Annotated in this window: 15 protein-coding genes and 1 tRNA gene; 11 read left to right on the top strand and 5 right to left on the bottom strand. The window is 67.3% G+C overall.

Annotation, left to right across the window (positions count from 1 at the left end):
* Positions 1-24 precede the first annotated feature (24 nt).
* From phnF to phnN, 3 genes are read left to right on the top strand one after another with little or no spacing between them, the layout of a single operon-like run.
* The gene (phnF, locus tag ACNR9O_RS12455; RefSeq protein ID WP_473680063.1) at positions 25-756 is read left to right on the top strand and encodes a phosphonate metabolism transcriptional regulator PhnF; all 732 of its coding nucleotides are present in this window, start codon (positions 25-27) and stop codon (positions 754-756) included.
* Entirely contained in the window at positions 753-1,406 is a 654-nt protein-coding gene (locus ACNR9O_RS12450; RefSeq protein WP_473680065.1) for a DUF1045 domain-containing protein, read from the top strand. The genes phnF and ACNR9O_RS12450 overlap by 4 nt, the downstream gene beginning before the upstream one ends.
* Complete coding sequence (gene phnN / locus ACNR9O_RS12445; protein WP_473680067.1) at positions 1,403-1,951, top strand: phosphonate metabolism protein/1,5-bisphosphokinase (PRPP-forming) PhnN; 549 nt, start codon at positions 1,403-1,405, stop codon at positions 1,949-1,951. Before ACNR9O_RS12450 ends, phnN begins: the two co-directional genes overlap by 4 nt.
* A 151-nt stretch (positions 1,952-2,102) precedes the next feature.
* Here phnN and ACNR9O_RS12440 read toward each other — a convergent pair whose 3' ends face one another.
* Together ACNR9O_RS12440 and ACNR9O_RS12435 are read right to left on the bottom strand one after the other, a co-directional pair.
* Positions 2,103-2,570, bottom strand: coding sequence for a RidA family protein (locus ACNR9O_RS12440; RefSeq protein ID WP_473680069.1), 468 nt, complete (start codon positions 2,568-2,570; stop codon positions 2,103-2,105).
* Between the two features lie 62 nt (positions 2,571-2,632).
* The gene (locus ACNR9O_RS12435) at positions 2,633-3,889 is read right to left on the bottom strand and encodes a DUF5690 family protein (protein ID WP_473680071.1); all 1,257 of its coding nucleotides are present in this window, start codon (positions 3,887-3,889) and stop codon (positions 2,633-2,635) included.
* Positions 3,890-4,147: 258 nt separating this feature from the next.
* On the opposite strand from ACNR9O_RS12435, the gene ACNR9O_RS12430 reads away from it, so the two are divergent.
* From ACNR9O_RS12430 to ACNR9O_RS12415, 4 genes are all read left to right on the top strand, one after another.
* Positions 4,148-4,591: an ArsR/SmtB family transcription factor gene (locus tag ACNR9O_RS12430; RefSeq protein ID WP_473680073.1), complete on the top strand. Its 444-nt coding sequence runs from the start codon at positions 4,148-4,150 to the stop codon at positions 4,589-4,591.
* Positions 4,592-4,656: 65 nt separating this feature from the next.
* Positions 4,657-5,361 carry a DUF899 domain-containing protein gene (locus tag ACNR9O_RS12425; RefSeq protein WP_473680075.1) on the top strand — a complete coding sequence of 235 codons (705 nt, stop codon included), beginning with the start codon at positions 4,657-4,659 and terminating at the stop codon, positions 5,359-5,361.
* Positions 5,362-5,380: 19 nt separating this feature from the next.
* Complete coding sequence (locus ACNR9O_RS12420; protein WP_473680077.1) at positions 5,381-5,974, top strand: DUF899 family protein; 594 nt, start codon at positions 5,381-5,383, stop codon at positions 5,972-5,974.
* A gap of 14 nt (positions 5,975-5,988) precedes the next feature.
* Positions 5,989-6,186 carry a hypothetical protein gene (locus ACNR9O_RS12415; RefSeq protein ID WP_473680079.1) on the top strand — a complete coding sequence of 66 codons (198 nt, stop codon included), beginning with the start codon at positions 5,989-5,991 and terminating at the stop codon, positions 6,184-6,186.
* A 28-nt stretch (positions 6,187-6,214) separates the two neighbouring features.
* Here the strand turns inward: ACNR9O_RS12415 and ACNR9O_RS12410 are convergent, their stop codons facing one another.
* Positions 6,215-7,651 carry an MFS transporter gene (locus tag ACNR9O_RS12410; protein ID WP_473680081.1) on the bottom strand — a complete coding sequence of 479 codons (1,437 nt, stop codon included), beginning with the start codon at positions 7,649-7,651 and terminating at the stop codon, positions 6,215-6,217.
* Between the two features lie 129 nt (positions 7,652-7,780).
* Here ACNR9O_RS12410 and ACNR9O_RS12405 point away from each other — a divergent pair, with 129 nt between their 5' ends.
* From ACNR9O_RS12405 to ACNR9O_RS12395, 3 genes are all read left to right on the top strand, one after another.
* The gene (locus ACNR9O_RS12405; RefSeq protein ID WP_473680083.1) at positions 7,781-8,734 is read left to right on the top strand and encodes a LysR family transcriptional regulator; all 954 of its coding nucleotides are present in this window, start codon (positions 7,781-7,783) and stop codon (positions 8,732-8,734) included.
* Positions 8,731-9,882, top strand: coding sequence for a YncE family protein (locus tag ACNR9O_RS12400; RefSeq protein ID WP_473680085.1), 1,152 nt, complete (start codon positions 8,731-8,733; stop codon positions 9,880-9,882). Before ACNR9O_RS12405 ends, ACNR9O_RS12400 begins: the two co-directional genes overlap by 4 nt.
* 61 nt (positions 9,883-9,943) lie before the next feature.
* Positions 9,944-10,399 carry a hypothetical protein gene (locus ACNR9O_RS12395; protein WP_473680087.1) on the top strand — a complete coding sequence of 152 codons (456 nt, stop codon included), beginning with the start codon at positions 9,944-9,946 and terminating at the stop codon, positions 10,397-10,399.
* Between the two features lie 144 nt (positions 10,400-10,543).
* On the opposite strand, the gene ACNR9O_RS12390 is transcribed toward ACNR9O_RS12395, so the two are convergent.
* Positions 10,544-10,619: transfer RNA gene (locus ACNR9O_RS12390), tRNA-Ala, on the bottom strand.
* A gap of 64 nt (positions 10,620-10,683) precedes the next feature.
* Entirely contained in the window at positions 10,684-11,799 is a 1,116-nt protein-coding gene (locus ACNR9O_RS12385) for a ribonuclease D (RefSeq protein ID WP_473680089.1), read from the bottom strand.
* A 108-nt stretch (positions 11,800-11,907) separates the two neighbouring features.
* Between ACNR9O_RS12385 and ACNR9O_RS12380 the strand changes: the two genes are divergently transcribed.
* Entirely contained in the window at positions 11,908-13,857 is a 1,950-nt protein-coding gene (locus ACNR9O_RS12380; protein WP_473680091.1) for an SUMF1/EgtB/PvdO family nonheme iron enzyme, read from the top strand.
* The last annotated feature ends 245 nt before the right edge of the window (positions 13,858-14,102 follow it).

The raw sequence follows: 14,102 nt of genomic DNA, 5'->3' as shown, positions 1-14,102 counted from the left end.
CAATAGACAGGTGAGGGCGGTGGTATGAACGAGGTCGAGCGCGGGCGGGGCGTGGCGCTGTGGAGCCAGATCGGCGACATCCTCGCCGACGACATCCTCAAGGGGCGCGTGCGCCAGGGCGAGCAGCTGCCCTCCGCGCACGAGCTGGCCGAGCGCTTCGGCGTGAACCGGCATACGGTGCGCCGCGCGATCGCCGCGCTGGAGCAACGCAACCTGGTGCGCACGGAGCAGGGGCGCGGCACCTTCGTGCGCGAACACATCCTGGATTACGCCATCAGCAGGCGCACGCGTTTCACCCAGAACATGCGCAACCTCAATGTGGAGGCGGATATCGAGTTTCTCGACGACGCGCGCGAGCATCCGCCGGCGGCGGTGGCCGAGGCGCTGGGGCTGGCCAGGCACGAATATGTCTATCGCATCGACACGCTCAGCCATGCCGATGGGCACGTGGTGGATCACTCGACCGCCTACTTTCCGGCGACGCGCTTTCCCGGCCTGCCGGGCGTCTACCGGCGCGTGCAATCGGTGACGCGCACGCTGGCCGAGTTCGGCGTGAACGACTACGTGCGCAAGCACACCCGCGCGTCCGCGCGATTGCCGGAGGCGGAAACCGCGCGGCTGATGAACGCTCCCGCCAACCGTCCCGTGCTGCACGTGCAATCGATCAATGCCGACACGCGTGGCGTGCCGGTGCAGTACGGCATCACGCGCTTCTCCGGCGACTGGGTGCAGCTGGTGCTGATGGCGGACGAATGATGCGCTACGCGATCTACTACTGCCCCGCGCCGGACAGCGCGCTCGGGCGTTTCGGCGCGGACTGGCTGGCCGGCGTGGAGGTGCCTGGGCTGCCGGGGGCGCGGCGCGATGGCTTGCTTGCCGACGTACGCCGCTATGGCTGGCACGCGACGCTGTGCGCTCCCTTCGCATTGGCAGACGGATGCGGCTCTGGCGATCTGTGCCGCGCGGCCGTCAACGTGGCGCGCGATCATGTGCCTTTCGTGCTGCCGTTGCGACTGGATCGTCTCGCCGGTTTCCTCGCCTTGCGACCGGCAAGCGACACCGCTGCCATCGATGCTTTCGCCGCCGCGTGCCTGCGTGCCACCGGGTGCCTTCGCGCGCCGCTTGCGGCCGAGGCGCTGCGCAAGCGCGCTTGTGGCCTCGACGCAGTGGAACTGGCTCATCTGCAGAATCACGGATACCCCTACGTGCTGGACCGTTACCGCTTTCACATGACCCTGGCCGCGCCCGCGACGGCCGCCGAGGAGCAGGCCCTGCGCGGCTGGCTGGCGCCGCACGCGCAAACCCTGGCGCCGGCGGCCATCGACGCCATTGCGATCCGCCGTGAGCCCGCACCGGGTGCTGCGTTCGAGCTGATCGAGCGCATCGCGCTGAAAGGCATCGCATGAGCGGCCGCCTGTTCTACGTGATGGGGCCGTCCGGCGCGGGTAAGGACAGCGTGCTGGGCTGGGTGCGCGAGCATGGCATTTCGCATGGCGTGGTGTGCGCACATCGCTACATCACCCGTCCGGCGCACGCGGGCGGTGAGAACCATGTGGCGCTCAGCGTCGCGGAGTTCGAATCGCGCGAGCGACGCGGCCTGTTCGTGCTGACCTGGCAGGCGCACGGCTTGCGCTACGGCGTCGGCCGCGAAATCGAGCAGTGGCTGGCGCGCGACGCGGATGTGCTGGTGAACGGTTCGCGCGCGGCGTTTGGCCAGGCACGCGAGCGCTTTCCCAGGCTGCGGCCGGTGGTGATCACGGCGAGCCGCGACGTGATGGCTTCGCGCCTGTTGGCGCGCGGCCGGGAGAGCGCCGAAGACATCGCTGCCAGGCTGGATCGCGCCGAGGCGTGGCGTGCGCCGACGGGGACGCTAGTGATTCGCAATGACGGCAATCTGGCGGATGCCGGAGCGTTGTTGCTGGATGCGATCAGGGAAAAAGAGTCCGCCTGATGGAATCCTTCTCCGCTCGGGGGGACGGTGGCGGCAGCCGGATGACGCGGAGAGGCTCGACCAGGCGAAGCATGCTTTTGCGCTTTCGCTTCGCCGCTCCGTAGGTCCCCCTCACCCCAACCCTCTCCCCGCCGGGGAGAGGGAGTAGGAGCTACGGCACTACCGCGGTCGCCTCGACTTCCAGCAGCAGGCCCTCGCGCGCCAGCCGGCTGACCTCGACCAGCGTGCTCGCCGGCGGATGCTGCGCGTCGATGTACTTGTCGCGCGCCGCGCGCAGTGCCTTCAGCTGACTCATGTCGGTGACGTACATGTTGAGCTTCACTACGTTGCGGAAGCTCGCGCCGGAGGCCTTCAGGGCCGTGTCCAGATTGGCGAATACCTGCTCGGCCTGCGCGGCGAAATCAGCGGCGCCGATGAGGTTGCCTTTCGCATCCAGGGCGATCTGGCCGGAGACATAGAGCGTGCGCGCCCCGCCGGGCACCTCCACCACGTGGGTGTATCCGTTGGGCTTGGACAGGCCGGCGGGATCGAGGTAGCGGATGTTCGTGGGCACGTCGGCAGCGTGGGCGAGGCCGGCGAGGAGGGCGACAGCGAGACAGCAGGCAGGACGTCGGAACACGGCACACTCCTGATGCGGGGGAGCGCCGGATCATAACCAAGGCGCCGGCGATGCCGCGCGTGTCAGGCTGGCGTGGGGAGACCCACCGCCGCGCGGCGTCGCGCCTTGGCGTGGAAGTAGGCGGCCGACACCAGCGTCACCAGCATGCCGAAGGTCGACAGCGTCACCACCGTCTGCGCATAGAACGTGGCCCACGACAGGCGCATGCCGCCGAACTGCTTGGCCAGGATCACCGCCACGCTGCCCATGTAACCGCTGGCGTCGGCGATGTACATCACGAAGCCGACATTGCCGGTCACGCGGAACGTCGCCAGCATCCTTTCGAAAAACGTGCTGTTGTACGGCACGTAGGCCAGGTACAAGCCGAAGCCGCTGCCGCCGATCCAGCCCAGCGGACTGATCAGCCCGCGCCCATGCAGCCAGGTGGCGAGTACGGCGGTAGCGAAGCCGGTGAAGATCAGCACGTGGTTGAGCATCAGTGCCCTGAAGTTGTCGCGCACCGCCATGGTGGCGGCGGTGATCAACAGCACGGCGACGGCGATCGGCAGTTCCGTGGCAGTGAATACCGAAGCGTCGCCGCCGCGGCCAAGGTCCGCCCAGATCTCCGCCGCGAAGTTGTCGCGAAAATCGCGCGCCACGGTCAGCGCCACGTATGCCGCCACGATCATCGCCACGCCCGGCAGGAAGCGCGTGAGGAAGGCGCGGCGGGCGGAAGCGTCCATCGGCACGCGCGCGTGGCGTTCGGCGATGTCGGCCGCATCCGGCGCAGGCAGGCGTTCGAGCAGCCATACCGCCAGGCACAGCGGGGGCACGAACACCAGGCCGGTGGCGAACGGCATCCAGAATTCGCTCACGCCATGGCTCATCATCAGCCACGTGCCCACGGACTTCACCACGCCGGAGCCGACGATAAAGCTGGCGCACATGCACGCGGCCATCAGTTCGGTGCCGCGGCGGCCTTCGAGGTAGCCGAAGATCACGCCCCACACCATGCCCAGCGGCAGGCCGTTGAGGAACAGGCAGGCGATGTTCCACGGTGCCGGCAGCAGCGCGAAGCCCAGCAGCGCCGCCCAGGCGAAGCCGATCAGCCCGGCCAGCGCGCGGGTGCGGCTGTGCCGCTGCATCTGTGCGATCCAGGTGATGCCACGCACTTTGCTCAGCATGTAGCCGAACACCTGGGCGATCACAAGCCACACCTTGTAGTCCACGCCGGCGAAGCGCAGCCCTTCGAATTCCGCTGCGGTGAAGGGCTTGCGGAAGGCATACATCGACGCGTAGGCAAGAAACGCCGCGCCGCCCGCGAGCAGATTGACCGCCATCGGGTGCGGTGCCGAAGCCCTGGGCGAAGGATGAAAGCGCACGCGGGAGACCCTGCTGAGTGATTCCCGGCAGGGTGGGCGGGGCAGGTTACAGCGGCGTGGCGATGTCTAGGCCGCCTGCGGTGAGCCGGCGGTCGGTTGCTGCCGAGCAAGGGGGCGTCTTTCGGCGCCATGTCGTGACAACGGATTGGCGCTCGCGTCTCAATAATCAACTTATATGTTGACAATAAACCAATGTGTTGATATTCATGGCGCATGATGAATATCCAGCAGCTCCTGCATCTCGTCGACGCGACCGGCCAGCAACCCGGGCAGGCGGAGGAACGCCTGGATCAGGTGTTCTTCGCGCTCTCCGATCCGGTACGCCGCCGGATCCTGGAGCAGTTGGACGGTCAGGCGCTGCTGGTGTCGGAGATTGCCGCGGCGTTCGACATTTCGCTGCAGGCGGTGTCGCGCCATATCCAGGTGCTGGTGCGGACCGGGCTGATCCAGCAGGAACGTACTGGACGCATCAGTCGCTGCAGCCTGGATGCCGGTCCCATGCTGGATGCGGCGGTATGGATGAACCGCTACAGCAAGTACTGGCAGCAGCAGTTCGACCTGCTCGCCGCCACCCTGGCGGATATCGACGAGCGGCGCGCCGCGGCGGCGGCGAAGCCGGCGCGCAAGGCGACGAAGAAGCGGCCGCCAGGAAAGAAATAAAGCGCGCCGCGAAGGCGCGCCGGTTGTGCAAAGCCTCAACTCCCCTTTATCCCGAGGTATGCATCATGGCTAAGCATCGCATCGTCAGTCACGAGGAATGGCTGCAGGCCCGCAAGCATTTCCTCGCCAAGGAGAAAGCACTCACCCACCTGCGCGACGAGCTCAGCCGCGAGCGGCTGGAACTGCCGTGGGAGCGCGTGGAAAAGGACTATGCGTTCGAGAGCGGGCAGGGCCGGCAGGCGCTGGCCGATCTGTTCGGCGACCGCGACCAGCTGATGGTCTATCACCTGATGTATGCGCCGGACTGGGAAATCAGCTGCAAGAGCTGCGCGTTCTGGGCGGATCATTTCAACGGCATCGTGCCGCACCTGGCCCAGCATGGCGTCGCCTTCGCGGCGATCTCGCGCGCGCCGCTGGCGAAGCTGCAGAAGCAGGCGCGCGACTTCGACTGGGACTTTCCGTGGGTATCGTCGCTGGACGACTTCAACTACGACTACGGCGTGTCGTTTCGGCCGGAAACGCTGGAGCGCGGCGAGGCGTTCTACAACTACGACACGATCAAGGTCAGCGGCACGGACTATCCAGGTATCAGTGCCTTCTTCAAGGACGCCGACGGCACGATCTATCACACCTATTCGACCTATTCGCGCGGTATCGATGCGTTCAACGCGACCTACCAGTACCTGGACGCCGCACCGCTGGGACGCAACGAAGACGGCTTGTCGTACCCGATGGCGTGGGTCAAGCACCGCGTCGCCTACGGCACCTGAGCGACGGGAGGGTATCGCGATGAAGTATGCGGACGTGAATGGGAAGCTCGCCGACTATCGCCGCCAGATCGCGGCGATCCGCGAGCAGATGCGCGAGACGCTGGCCGGCGTCGAACCGCAGGCGGTAGATGACTACGAGTTCGCTGGCAGCGAAGGCAAGGTGCGGCTGTCCGAGTTGTTCGGCGAACACGAGGACCTGATCGTCGTGCACAACATGGGCGTGGCTTGCTCCTATTGCACGCTGTGGGCGGACGGCTACAACGGCATCCACCAGCATGTAGTGACGCGTGCGGGCTTCGTCGTATCCAGCCCCGACCGGCCATCGGTGCAGAAGCGCATGGCGGAAACGCGCGGCTGGAAATTCCCGATGGTCAGCCACGAAGGCAACAGCTTCGCCAAGGACATGGGTTACGTCTCCGCCAAGGGCGGGTGGATGCCGGGCTTGTCGGTGTTCCGCCGCGACGGCGAGGCCATCCTGCGCGTGTCGGATACCGGCTTCAGTCCCGGCGACGACTTCTGCGTGCTGTGGCATTTCTTCGACATGCTGCCTGGCGGCGTGGGTGCCTGGCCCGGTGTGACGGCGGCGGTGCCTTCCTGCTGCTCGGGACATTGAGAGGAGGGTGGAACATGTGTCCTTTATGCATCGGTACCGCCTGGCTGATTGCCGGCGGCGTGAGCTCCGCAGGTGGCGTGGCGACGGTGGCGTGGCGTTCGGTGAGCAAGCGGCGACGACGGCCGGCGGTGAAGAAGGGCGAATGCATTGCGGATAAACGCGCGACATCGCGCACCACGGAAGCATCGGCTGTGGCTGACCTGTCGAAGTGAGCGAAACGCGCGCTTCAAAAGGCCGCGCTCACTTGCCACGTCCACGCCATGCGATGACGATCGCCGGCGCGATCAGGCTGCTCGCCACGCCGAATGTGACACGCATGCCGAACGCTACCGCCGCGGGGCTCGCCTGCGCCATGTCGCTCGCGCCGGCTGCCATGGCGAATACGCTGCCCATGGCGGACGCGCCCGTCACCAGTCCGAGGTTGCGTGACAGGCTGAGCATGCCGGATACGACGCCGCGCCGGTCCGGCACGACGCCGGCCATGACGCTGGTGTTGTTGGCGGCCTGGAACAACGCGTAGCCCATGGTGGTGACGACAATCGGGCAGATGTAACCGGCCGCGCCGAATACGGCCGGCCGCAGCGCCAGCAGCGAGAGTAGGGATGTTCCCGTTGCGATGGCGGCCAGGCCCAGCAGCGTGGTCCCGCGCGCACCCAGGCGATCCACCAGACGACCTGCGGGCACGCCGCTCAGCGCGGCGACGCACGGGCCGCACGACAGTACCAGGCCAACCCATGCCGGCCCCAGCCCCAGGGCGCCCGACAGATAGAACGGCCCGACCACCAGCGTCGTCATCATCACGGCGCTGACCAGCGCGCTCATTGCCAGGCCGGCGCTCAAGTCCGCTTTGCGCAACATGGACAAGTGGATGAGTGGCGAGGCAACGCGCGCCTCGGCGTACACGAAGATCCCGGCGCCGGCGATGGCGGCGAGCAGCAGCGCGGTATTGAGCGCGCCGAACCGGCCGTGTCCGAGCGTCATTGCCAGCGCATACGCGGCAAGCGTGATGGCCAGCAGCACGGTGCCGACAGGATCGGTGCCGGTGCCATGTCGCGTTTCCTCCGGACGGCTCTTGGGCAGCCAGCGCTGGATGAGTGCAAAAGCCACGATGCCGAGCGGCACATTGACCAGGAAGATCGACGGCCAGCCGAACGCCGCCACCAGCACGCCGCCCAGCGACGGCCCCAGCGCAGTGCCGATCGCGGACATCGTGCCGAGCAGACCCATCGCGCGGCCGATGCGTTCCTTCGGCACCGCCTCGCTGACGCTTGCGATCGTCAGCGCCAGCATGGCCGCGGCACCGAGCCCTTGCGCGGCACGCGCGGCGAGCAGCAGCGGGAGACTGCCGCTCAGCCCGCACAGTGCCGAAGCGCCGATGAAGCCGGCGATGCCCATCAGCAGCACGCGCCGCCGGCCAAGCCGGTCACCCAGGCGGCCGGCGCCGACGATCAGGGTGGTGATCGCCAGCAGGTAGGCCAGCACCACCCATTGCACCTGCGGGAACGAGGCGCCGAGCGCTTTGGCGAGGACCGGCAGGCTGGTGTTGGCGATGCTGGTGTCGAGCGAAGGCAGCAGCATCGACAGCGCCAGGCCCGTCAGTGCCCACGCCGAAACGGGGACATGCGTGGCTTGGACGGCCGCGGGTTCGCCGTGTGCGCCGAGGAGGGGTTTGGACATGAAAGGACGACTCCGGCTGCCGTGGTTGCCGGTGGAAAGTAGTGTCCGGTCTGACATGGCGGAAGGCGCAGCATTTGCACTTTATCCGTGCGTTTGACGTCATGTATGGCCAGTGCCATCGTGGCGCGCATGCCCATGCCCGATCTCAATCTGTTGGTCACCCTCAATGTGCTGTTGACCGAAGGCAGCGTGGCGCGTGCCGCCAGGCGATTGCGCCTGAGCCCGTCGGCGATGAGTCGCGCGCTGGCGCGGCTGCGCGAGGCTACCGGCGATCCGCTGCTGGTTCGCGCTGGCCGTGGCTTGGTGCCCACGCCGCGCGCGCTGGAGTTGCGCGACCAGGTGGGCGAACTCGTGCGGGGGGCGGAGACGGTGCTGCGTCCGGCGGTGCGGCCGCGGCTCGATCAGCTGGTGCGCACGTTCACCCTGCGCAACAGCGAAGGTTTCGTGGAGAACTTCGGCCCCGCGCTCATCGCGCGCGTCGCGGCCGAAGCGCCGGGTATCCGCCTGCGCTTCATGCAGAAGGTGGATAAGGAAAGCGCGCCGTTGCGCGATGGCATCGTCGATCTGGAGACCGGCGTAGTCGACGAGCACGCCGGTCCCGAATTGCGCGTGCAGGCGCTGTTCCGCGATAGCTATATCGGGGTGGTGCGCGAAGGGCATCCGCTGAGCCGTGGTCGGATCACCGCGGCGCGTTATGCGGCGGGGAGGCATATCAGCGTGTCGCGGCGTGGCCGGGACAAGGGCGCCATCGATGAAGCGCTCAAGGGGCTTGGGCTGGAGCGTCACGTGGCCACCATCGTCGGTGGCTTCGCCACGGCGCTTGCGCTGGCGCGGCAGTCGGACCTGGTCGCCAGCGTGCCCGGGCGCCATACCGGCAACTTGCGCGACGGCATGCACAGCTTTGCGCTGCCGGTGGAGACGCCGGCGTTCAACATATCCATGCTGTGGCATCCGCGCCTGCAGGCGGACCCGGTGCATCAATGGCTGCGCGAATGCGTGCGGGAGGTCTGCGCCGAAGCCCTGGGCAAGACGGCAGGCGGCAAACACGGCGACCATCCACGAAGGAAGAAGCAAAGACCGTGAAAGTGATGCTCGCGATCATCGGCGTGCTGGCCTGGTGCCTCGCCGGCAGGGCGGAAGCACTGGGTTGTCCCGCGCCGGCCAAGCCGGCCGTCGTGGAGGTATCCGGCCACCCATTCTCCGCGGTGCCGACTCCGGATAATTGCTGGCTGTTCGTTTCTCTCAGCAAGGAGTCGACGAAGGGCGGCGTTGCCGTGCTGCGCAATCGGGACGGCGTGTTCGGTGTCGAACGCGAGGTCCCGTTCGATGGTGAAGCGCTCGGTGCGACATTGACTCGCGACGGCAAGTGGCTGCTGGTGACCAGCAACGATCGCACCGCCGCGTTCGACGTGGCTGCGCTGGAACAGGGCGGCGAGCATCCGTTGCTCGGCGAGTTCCGCAGCGGGGCCGGTGCGGGTGCTGTGTATGCGGCCACGAGCATGGACGACAGGCTGCTGTTCGTCAGCGATGAACGCGCGCGTGGGATCAGCGTGTTCGATCTTGCACGGGCCAGGCGCGATAGCTTTCGTCATGTCGATCCGATCGGGCGCATTCCCACCTCCATCGCGCCGGTGGGGTTGGCAGTGACGCCGGACGGCCGCTGGCTGTTCGCCACCAGCCAGGTGGCGCCTGCCGGCCCCGGCATGCCTTCGACATGCCCGGCGGAGGATGGCAGCGGACGCATGCATCCCCAGGGGTTGTTGCTGCTCGTGGATATCGCCAAGGCCGCCGACGATCCCGCGCATGCGGTGAAGGCGGCGCGGCCGGCCGGCTGCAATCCGGTGCGCGTCGCGGTGGCGGCATCCGGCAAGGCGTTGTGGGTGACCGCGCGGGGTGACGGCAAGCTGTTGCATTCGGCGATCGACGATTGGCTGGACGACGCTCGCCACGCGGGATTTGGCGATTATCCCATCGGCACCAGCCCGGTGGGTGTAGCGATCCGGCCAGACGGGAAGCAGGTGTGGGCGACGTTGTCGCACCGGTTCGAAAAGGGCGACGAGGGACAGGTCGTTGGCTTGGCCTTCGGCAGCGGCGAGGGAGATATCAAGCGCCTGTCCGCACCGGCGCCGGGGTTTCCGCGCGAGCTGGTCTTTCTGCCCGATGGGCGCACGCTGGTCGTGACCCTGTTCGATGGCAAGCAGGTCAAGCTGCTGCCGACGCCGGACGGATGACGGCGACTTGAGGGCGACATGCATCGGCCTCAGACTGGCGCCCTTTCCAGGGAGGCAAGGCATGATCGGCAGGATCGCAGGATGGACGTTTGCGTCGTTGTTGCTCTTCGCTGGTACGGCGGGCCACGCGCAGGATGATGGGGGGCTCTTCAATCATCAGCCGCCGGCGGCATGGCCGGAGTGGTTCGTCGCGCAGGACAGCCTGGGCGTCACCCAGTGGATCAATAGTGACGAAAAGAATCTGATGGGCGGGGACAAGCCGGATCACTGGACCTATCGCGGCAAGAGCCGGCTGAAGCCTGCGCAGTTGGTGTCGATGTTCACCAACTTCGCCAAGGAACACCGTTTCGCCATCGTGGACGTCGTTGTTCCAGGGCAGAAGATGACCGCGATGGAATTCGATCTCGACGCTCCCGGCGGCGCGCAGCAGGCGCTGGCCAAGCATCACAACTACGTCGTGGCGATCGAAGCGACGGATGAAGTGTTCGAAATCGCTTTGAACAAAGGGGCGCCGTAAGCACTGCGTGCGGCGTGGCTCTTTTTGCCGACGAGCATCGATTGGCGGCGGTTGGGCACATGACTGGCAGTGGACGCGCGTGTCATGGCGAACCCAACGAAAAAGCCCCGAAACCAGGTTTCGGGGCTTTCGTCTGGAACGAATTGGTGGAGCGGAGGAGGATCGAACTCCCGACCTTCGCATTGCGAACGCGACGCTCTCCCAGCTGAGCTACCGCCCCACGCGAGCCGCAAATACTAGCAGCGGGGCAAGGCGTCCGCCAAGCCCCCCGGCGATCGCGCCGGTCAGTCCGGCAGGCGGCTGGCGAGGCGGTCGTGGAGCTCGCCGCGGCGCCAGCCTTCGAGGAAATCCGGCCACTGGCGGGTGACGACGTAGGTTTCCAGCACTTTGCGCGGGCAGAGCAGGCCGGCGGGCAGGTCCAGTTCGAGCGAGGTGGCATCCACCACATCCTTCATCGCCGCCAGGGCCTTCTTGGCTTCGCCCTGCGGAACGCCGGGGATGGGCGCGGTGGCGGCCAGATCGTCGTCGGTGATGGGCTGCTGCAGGAGGTGGAACAGCTCCGTGCGCTGGGGGCTGCGCAAGGCGCGCTGGCCGCGTGTGCGGTTGTCCAGCTCGGACATGCTTTGTGGCGGCAGCTGGGCCAGGTTCATGGCCTGGGCGTCTTCGAGCAGCCAGGGGCGCGGACGGTCTTCCTTGCGGGCAGTGGCATCGCGCCATCGCAAGATGCGACGCAGGCGCGCCTGTTGCACGGGGTGCCAGTCGGCGGCACCACGGAAGCCTTCCTGTGGCTGCGCATCGCCTTCGCGCACGCAGGCGCGGCGCTTGAGGCGTTCGCAATCTTCGGCATGCCAGGCGGTGCGTCCGCGCTGGCCGAGGCGTTCGGCCAGCTGTTCGCGAACCGGCTCGAGATAGACGACGTCGAGCGTGGCGTATGCGCGTTGCGAATCGGTGAGCGGGCGCTGCATCCAGTCTGAGCGGGTCTCGCCCTTGTCGAGTTCGGCGCCGACCAGTTCGGCGACGAGTGCGCGATAGCTGATGCCCAGCCCCATGCCGACGAAGGCGGCGGCGATCTGCGTGTCGAACAGCCTGGCGGGGCCGCCGGGCAACAGCGGGGCGAGCGCTTCGAGGTCTTCGCTGCCGCTATGCATGATGGTCAGCGACTTGCCGTTGCCAAGCAGCGGGCGCAGTGCATCGCCGATGTCGAAGGCGAGCGGGTCGACCAGCGCGTAGCGCTTGTTCCAGCCCAGCTGCAGCAGCGCCAGCTGCGGATAGAAGGTATTGCGGCGCATGAACTCGGTATCGAGATCCAGCGCGGCGTCGGCGGGCAGCGCGGCGAGCCATTGCTCGAGCGCATCGCGGCTGGTAATCCAATCCGCCGCCGGGGTGAGAGGGAGTTGCATCGACGCGTCCTTCGCAGCCTGACGGACATGCATCGCTCATTGTCCTGTCAGTGGTTTGTGCCTATGGTTAGCGGCGCACCTTAGCAGGCCGCCCCAAGGACGCCCACCATGCCGAGCAAGGAAACCGTACGACGCCAGCGCACCCTGGGTGGGGCGCTCGGCGTGGTCGTGCTCGGGATGGCGCTGGTCTATCACTTCTTTCCGCGCGTCTTTCATGTGGACCCCACGCGCACGCAGACGCGGCGTGCGATGAACCTGGGACCGGCGGCCGCGCCGCTCGGCGGCGCGCGCGCGCCGGCCGCGTCCATACAGGCGGAACTCGATGCCGGTCCGCCGCTCACGCTGGCGCCGACCGAGGTGATCGTGGCGCGTATGGGCAAGAAGAACGAGAACCTGCCTGACCAGAAGAGTATCGACACGCCCGAGGTGGAGGCGCTGCTGGACAAGGCCAACAAGGCCTTGCGCGGCGGTCAGTTGGCGGGCGACAAGGACGGCGCGGCGGCGCTGTTCGCCGAGGCTCTGAAGTTGAAGCCTGACAGCCGGCGCGCAGCTCAGGGCTTGTACGAAGTGCGCGCACGATTGGTGGCGGAGATCGGGCAGGACATCCTGATCGGCGACGAGGAGTCGGCCAAGGATCTGCTCGCAGCGCTGAAGGACGTGCCCGACAGCAAGGATGACGTGGCGCAGGTCGAGGATAAGCTCAAGACGCTAGCGCAGGTGCGCCCGATGCTGGCGCAGGCGGCGGCTTTGCTGCAGCGGGGCAAGGTGGACGAACCCAAGGGCGGCAACGCGCTGGAGCTCTACCGGCAGGTGCAGCAGCTGGATCCGGAGAATGCGGTGGCGGCGCAAGGCATCCTGCAGGTGCAGCGCGCCGTGCTGGATCGTGCCCTGGCCGCAGTGGCGACCAACGATTTCAAGGGTGCGGGAGCGGCGCTGACCGAGGCGGCGGCCATCCTGCCCAATTCGCCGGCTCTGCAGGATGTGCAGACGCGGGTGGACGGCATCCGTCATCAGCGTGCGGCCAACCTGCTGGCGCAGGCTCGCTCGGCGCTGGATGCCGGCGACCAGGCGCTCGCCCTGCAGCTGGCCGAGCAGGTGAAGGAACTGGCGCCCGACCTGACCGGGCTGAGCGACTTCCAGGAACGCATGACCAATGCGCGCCTGTACGCCAGCTACAAGCCGGGACAAGTCTTCACCGACCGTTATGTGGATCTGCCCGGACAGGCGCCGTCGATGGTCGTAATCCCCACCGGCAGCTTCAGCATGGGCGCGCCGGATGGCGAAGAAGGGCAGAGCGGCGCGGAGATGCCGCCGCATGACGTCACCATCGGCAAGGGCTTCGCGCTATCCCGTTCGGAAGTGACCGTCGGCCAGTTCCGCGAGTTCGTGCGCGCGAGCGGCTACCAGCCGGATTCGGTGAAGCTGGGCGGCGCCAGCGTGTACGACGAGCGCAGCGGCGCGCTGCGTGACGATCCGGACGCCACCTGGCAGAGCGATTACGCCGGCCGCGCCGCCAGCGACGAGCGCCTGCCGGTGGTGAATGTGTCCTGGAACGATGCCAAGGCCTATGCGGACTGGCTGGGCAAGCGCACCGGCAAGCGCTACCGGCTGCCGAGCGAGGCGGAGTTCGAGTATGCGCTTCGCGGCGGAACGACGACCCGGTACTGGTGGGGCAATGGCGCGCCGACGCGAAAGGTGGAGAACCTCACCGGTGCGGGAGACCGCTCGCAGAGCGGACGGCGCTGGAGCAATGCGTTCGAGAAGTACCGCGACGGCTATTGGGGCCCGGCGCCGGTGATGAGCTTCGAGGCCAATCCGTATGGTCTGTTCGATATCGACGGCAATGTTTCCGAATGGGTGATGGACTGCTGGCACGACAGCTATGTGCGCGCGCCGGCCGATGGCAGCGCCTGGGTGAACCCTGGGTGCTCGAGCCGGGTGGTGCGGGGTGGTTCCTGGGGCAGCTCGCCCGACCAGGTTCGTTCGGCCTATCGCCAGGGCGCGGACGGGAGCGTGCGCAGCGGACGTGTCGGATTCCGGGTTCTCCGAGAACTCTGAGACGGCGGCGTGGCTGGCCCGGGCTCGCAAGCCCTTGAGTGCGCGACATCTTTATGGGCAGCGGCACGAGGGGCTCGCCTCGCTTGTCTTGCCGCCGCGCGCAACCGTAAAATGGCCCGCTTTCGTGTAAGGGAATCATCGACTTAGGGCGAGGGGCCTGGGTGCGATCGGGGGATGGGGCAGGCGCTCAGCCTGCACAAATTTCCCGTGACATCCGTAGCTTAGAGGCCGCTTCCCGAGTCGCT

The organism is Dyella sp. CR10, assembly GCF_055814425.1.
Note: the sequence above shows the minus strand (reverse complement) of the source record. Positions and strands in the feature narration are given on the sequence as shown.

Excerpts from the sequence above, each read along its gene's own strand:
- ACNR9O_RS12450 (WP_473680065.1), top strand. The coding sequence starts at position 753 with ATGATGCGCTACGCGATCTACTACTGCCCCGCGCCGGACAGCGCGCTC.
- ACNR9O_RS12380 (WP_473680091.1), top strand. The coding sequence starts at position 11,908 with ATGCCGAGCAAGGAAACCGTACGACGCCAGCGCACCCTGGGTGGGGCG.
- ACNR9O_RS12430 (WP_473680073.1), top strand. The coding sequence starts at position 4,148 with ATGAATATCCAGCAGCTCCTGCATCTCGTCGACGCGACCGGCCAGCAA.
- ACNR9O_RS12425 (WP_473680075.1), top strand. The coding sequence starts at position 4,657 with ATGGCTAAGCATCGCATCGTCAGTCACGAGGAATGGCTGCAGGCCCGC.
- phnN (WP_473680067.1), top strand. The coding sequence starts at position 1,403 with ATGAGCGGCCGCCTGTTCTACGTGATGGGGCCGTCCGGCGCGGGTAAG.
- ACNR9O_RS12435 (WP_473680071.1), bottom strand. The coding sequence starts at position 3,889 with ATGGCGGTCAATCTGCTCGCGGGCGGCGCGGCGTTTCTTGCCTACGCG.
- ACNR9O_RS12415 (WP_473680079.1), top strand. The coding sequence starts at position 5,989 with ATGTGTCCTTTATGCATCGGTACCGCCTGGCTGATTGCCGGCGGCGTG.
- ACNR9O_RS12395 (WP_473680087.1), top strand. The coding sequence starts at position 9,944 with ATGATCGGCAGGATCGCAGGATGGACGTTTGCGTCGTTGTTGCTCTTC.
- ACNR9O_RS12420 (WP_473680077.1), top strand. The coding sequence starts at position 5,381 with ATGAAGTATGCGGACGTGAATGGGAAGCTCGCCGACTATCGCCGCCAG.
- ACNR9O_RS12385 (WP_473680089.1), bottom strand. The coding sequence starts at position 11,799 with ATGCAACTCCCTCTCACCCCGGCGGCGGATTGGATTACCAGCCGCGAT.
- phnF (WP_473680063.1), top strand. The coding sequence starts at position 25 with ATGAACGAGGTCGAGCGCGGGCGGGGCGTGGCGCTGTGGAGCCAGATC.
- ACNR9O_RS12405 (WP_473680083.1), top strand. The coding sequence starts at position 7,781 with ATGCCCATGCCCGATCTCAATCTGTTGGTCACCCTCAATGTGCTGTTG.
- ACNR9O_RS12410 (WP_473680081.1), bottom strand. The coding sequence starts at position 7,651 with ATGTCCAAACCCCTCCTCGGCGCACACGGCGAACCCGCGGCCGTCCAA.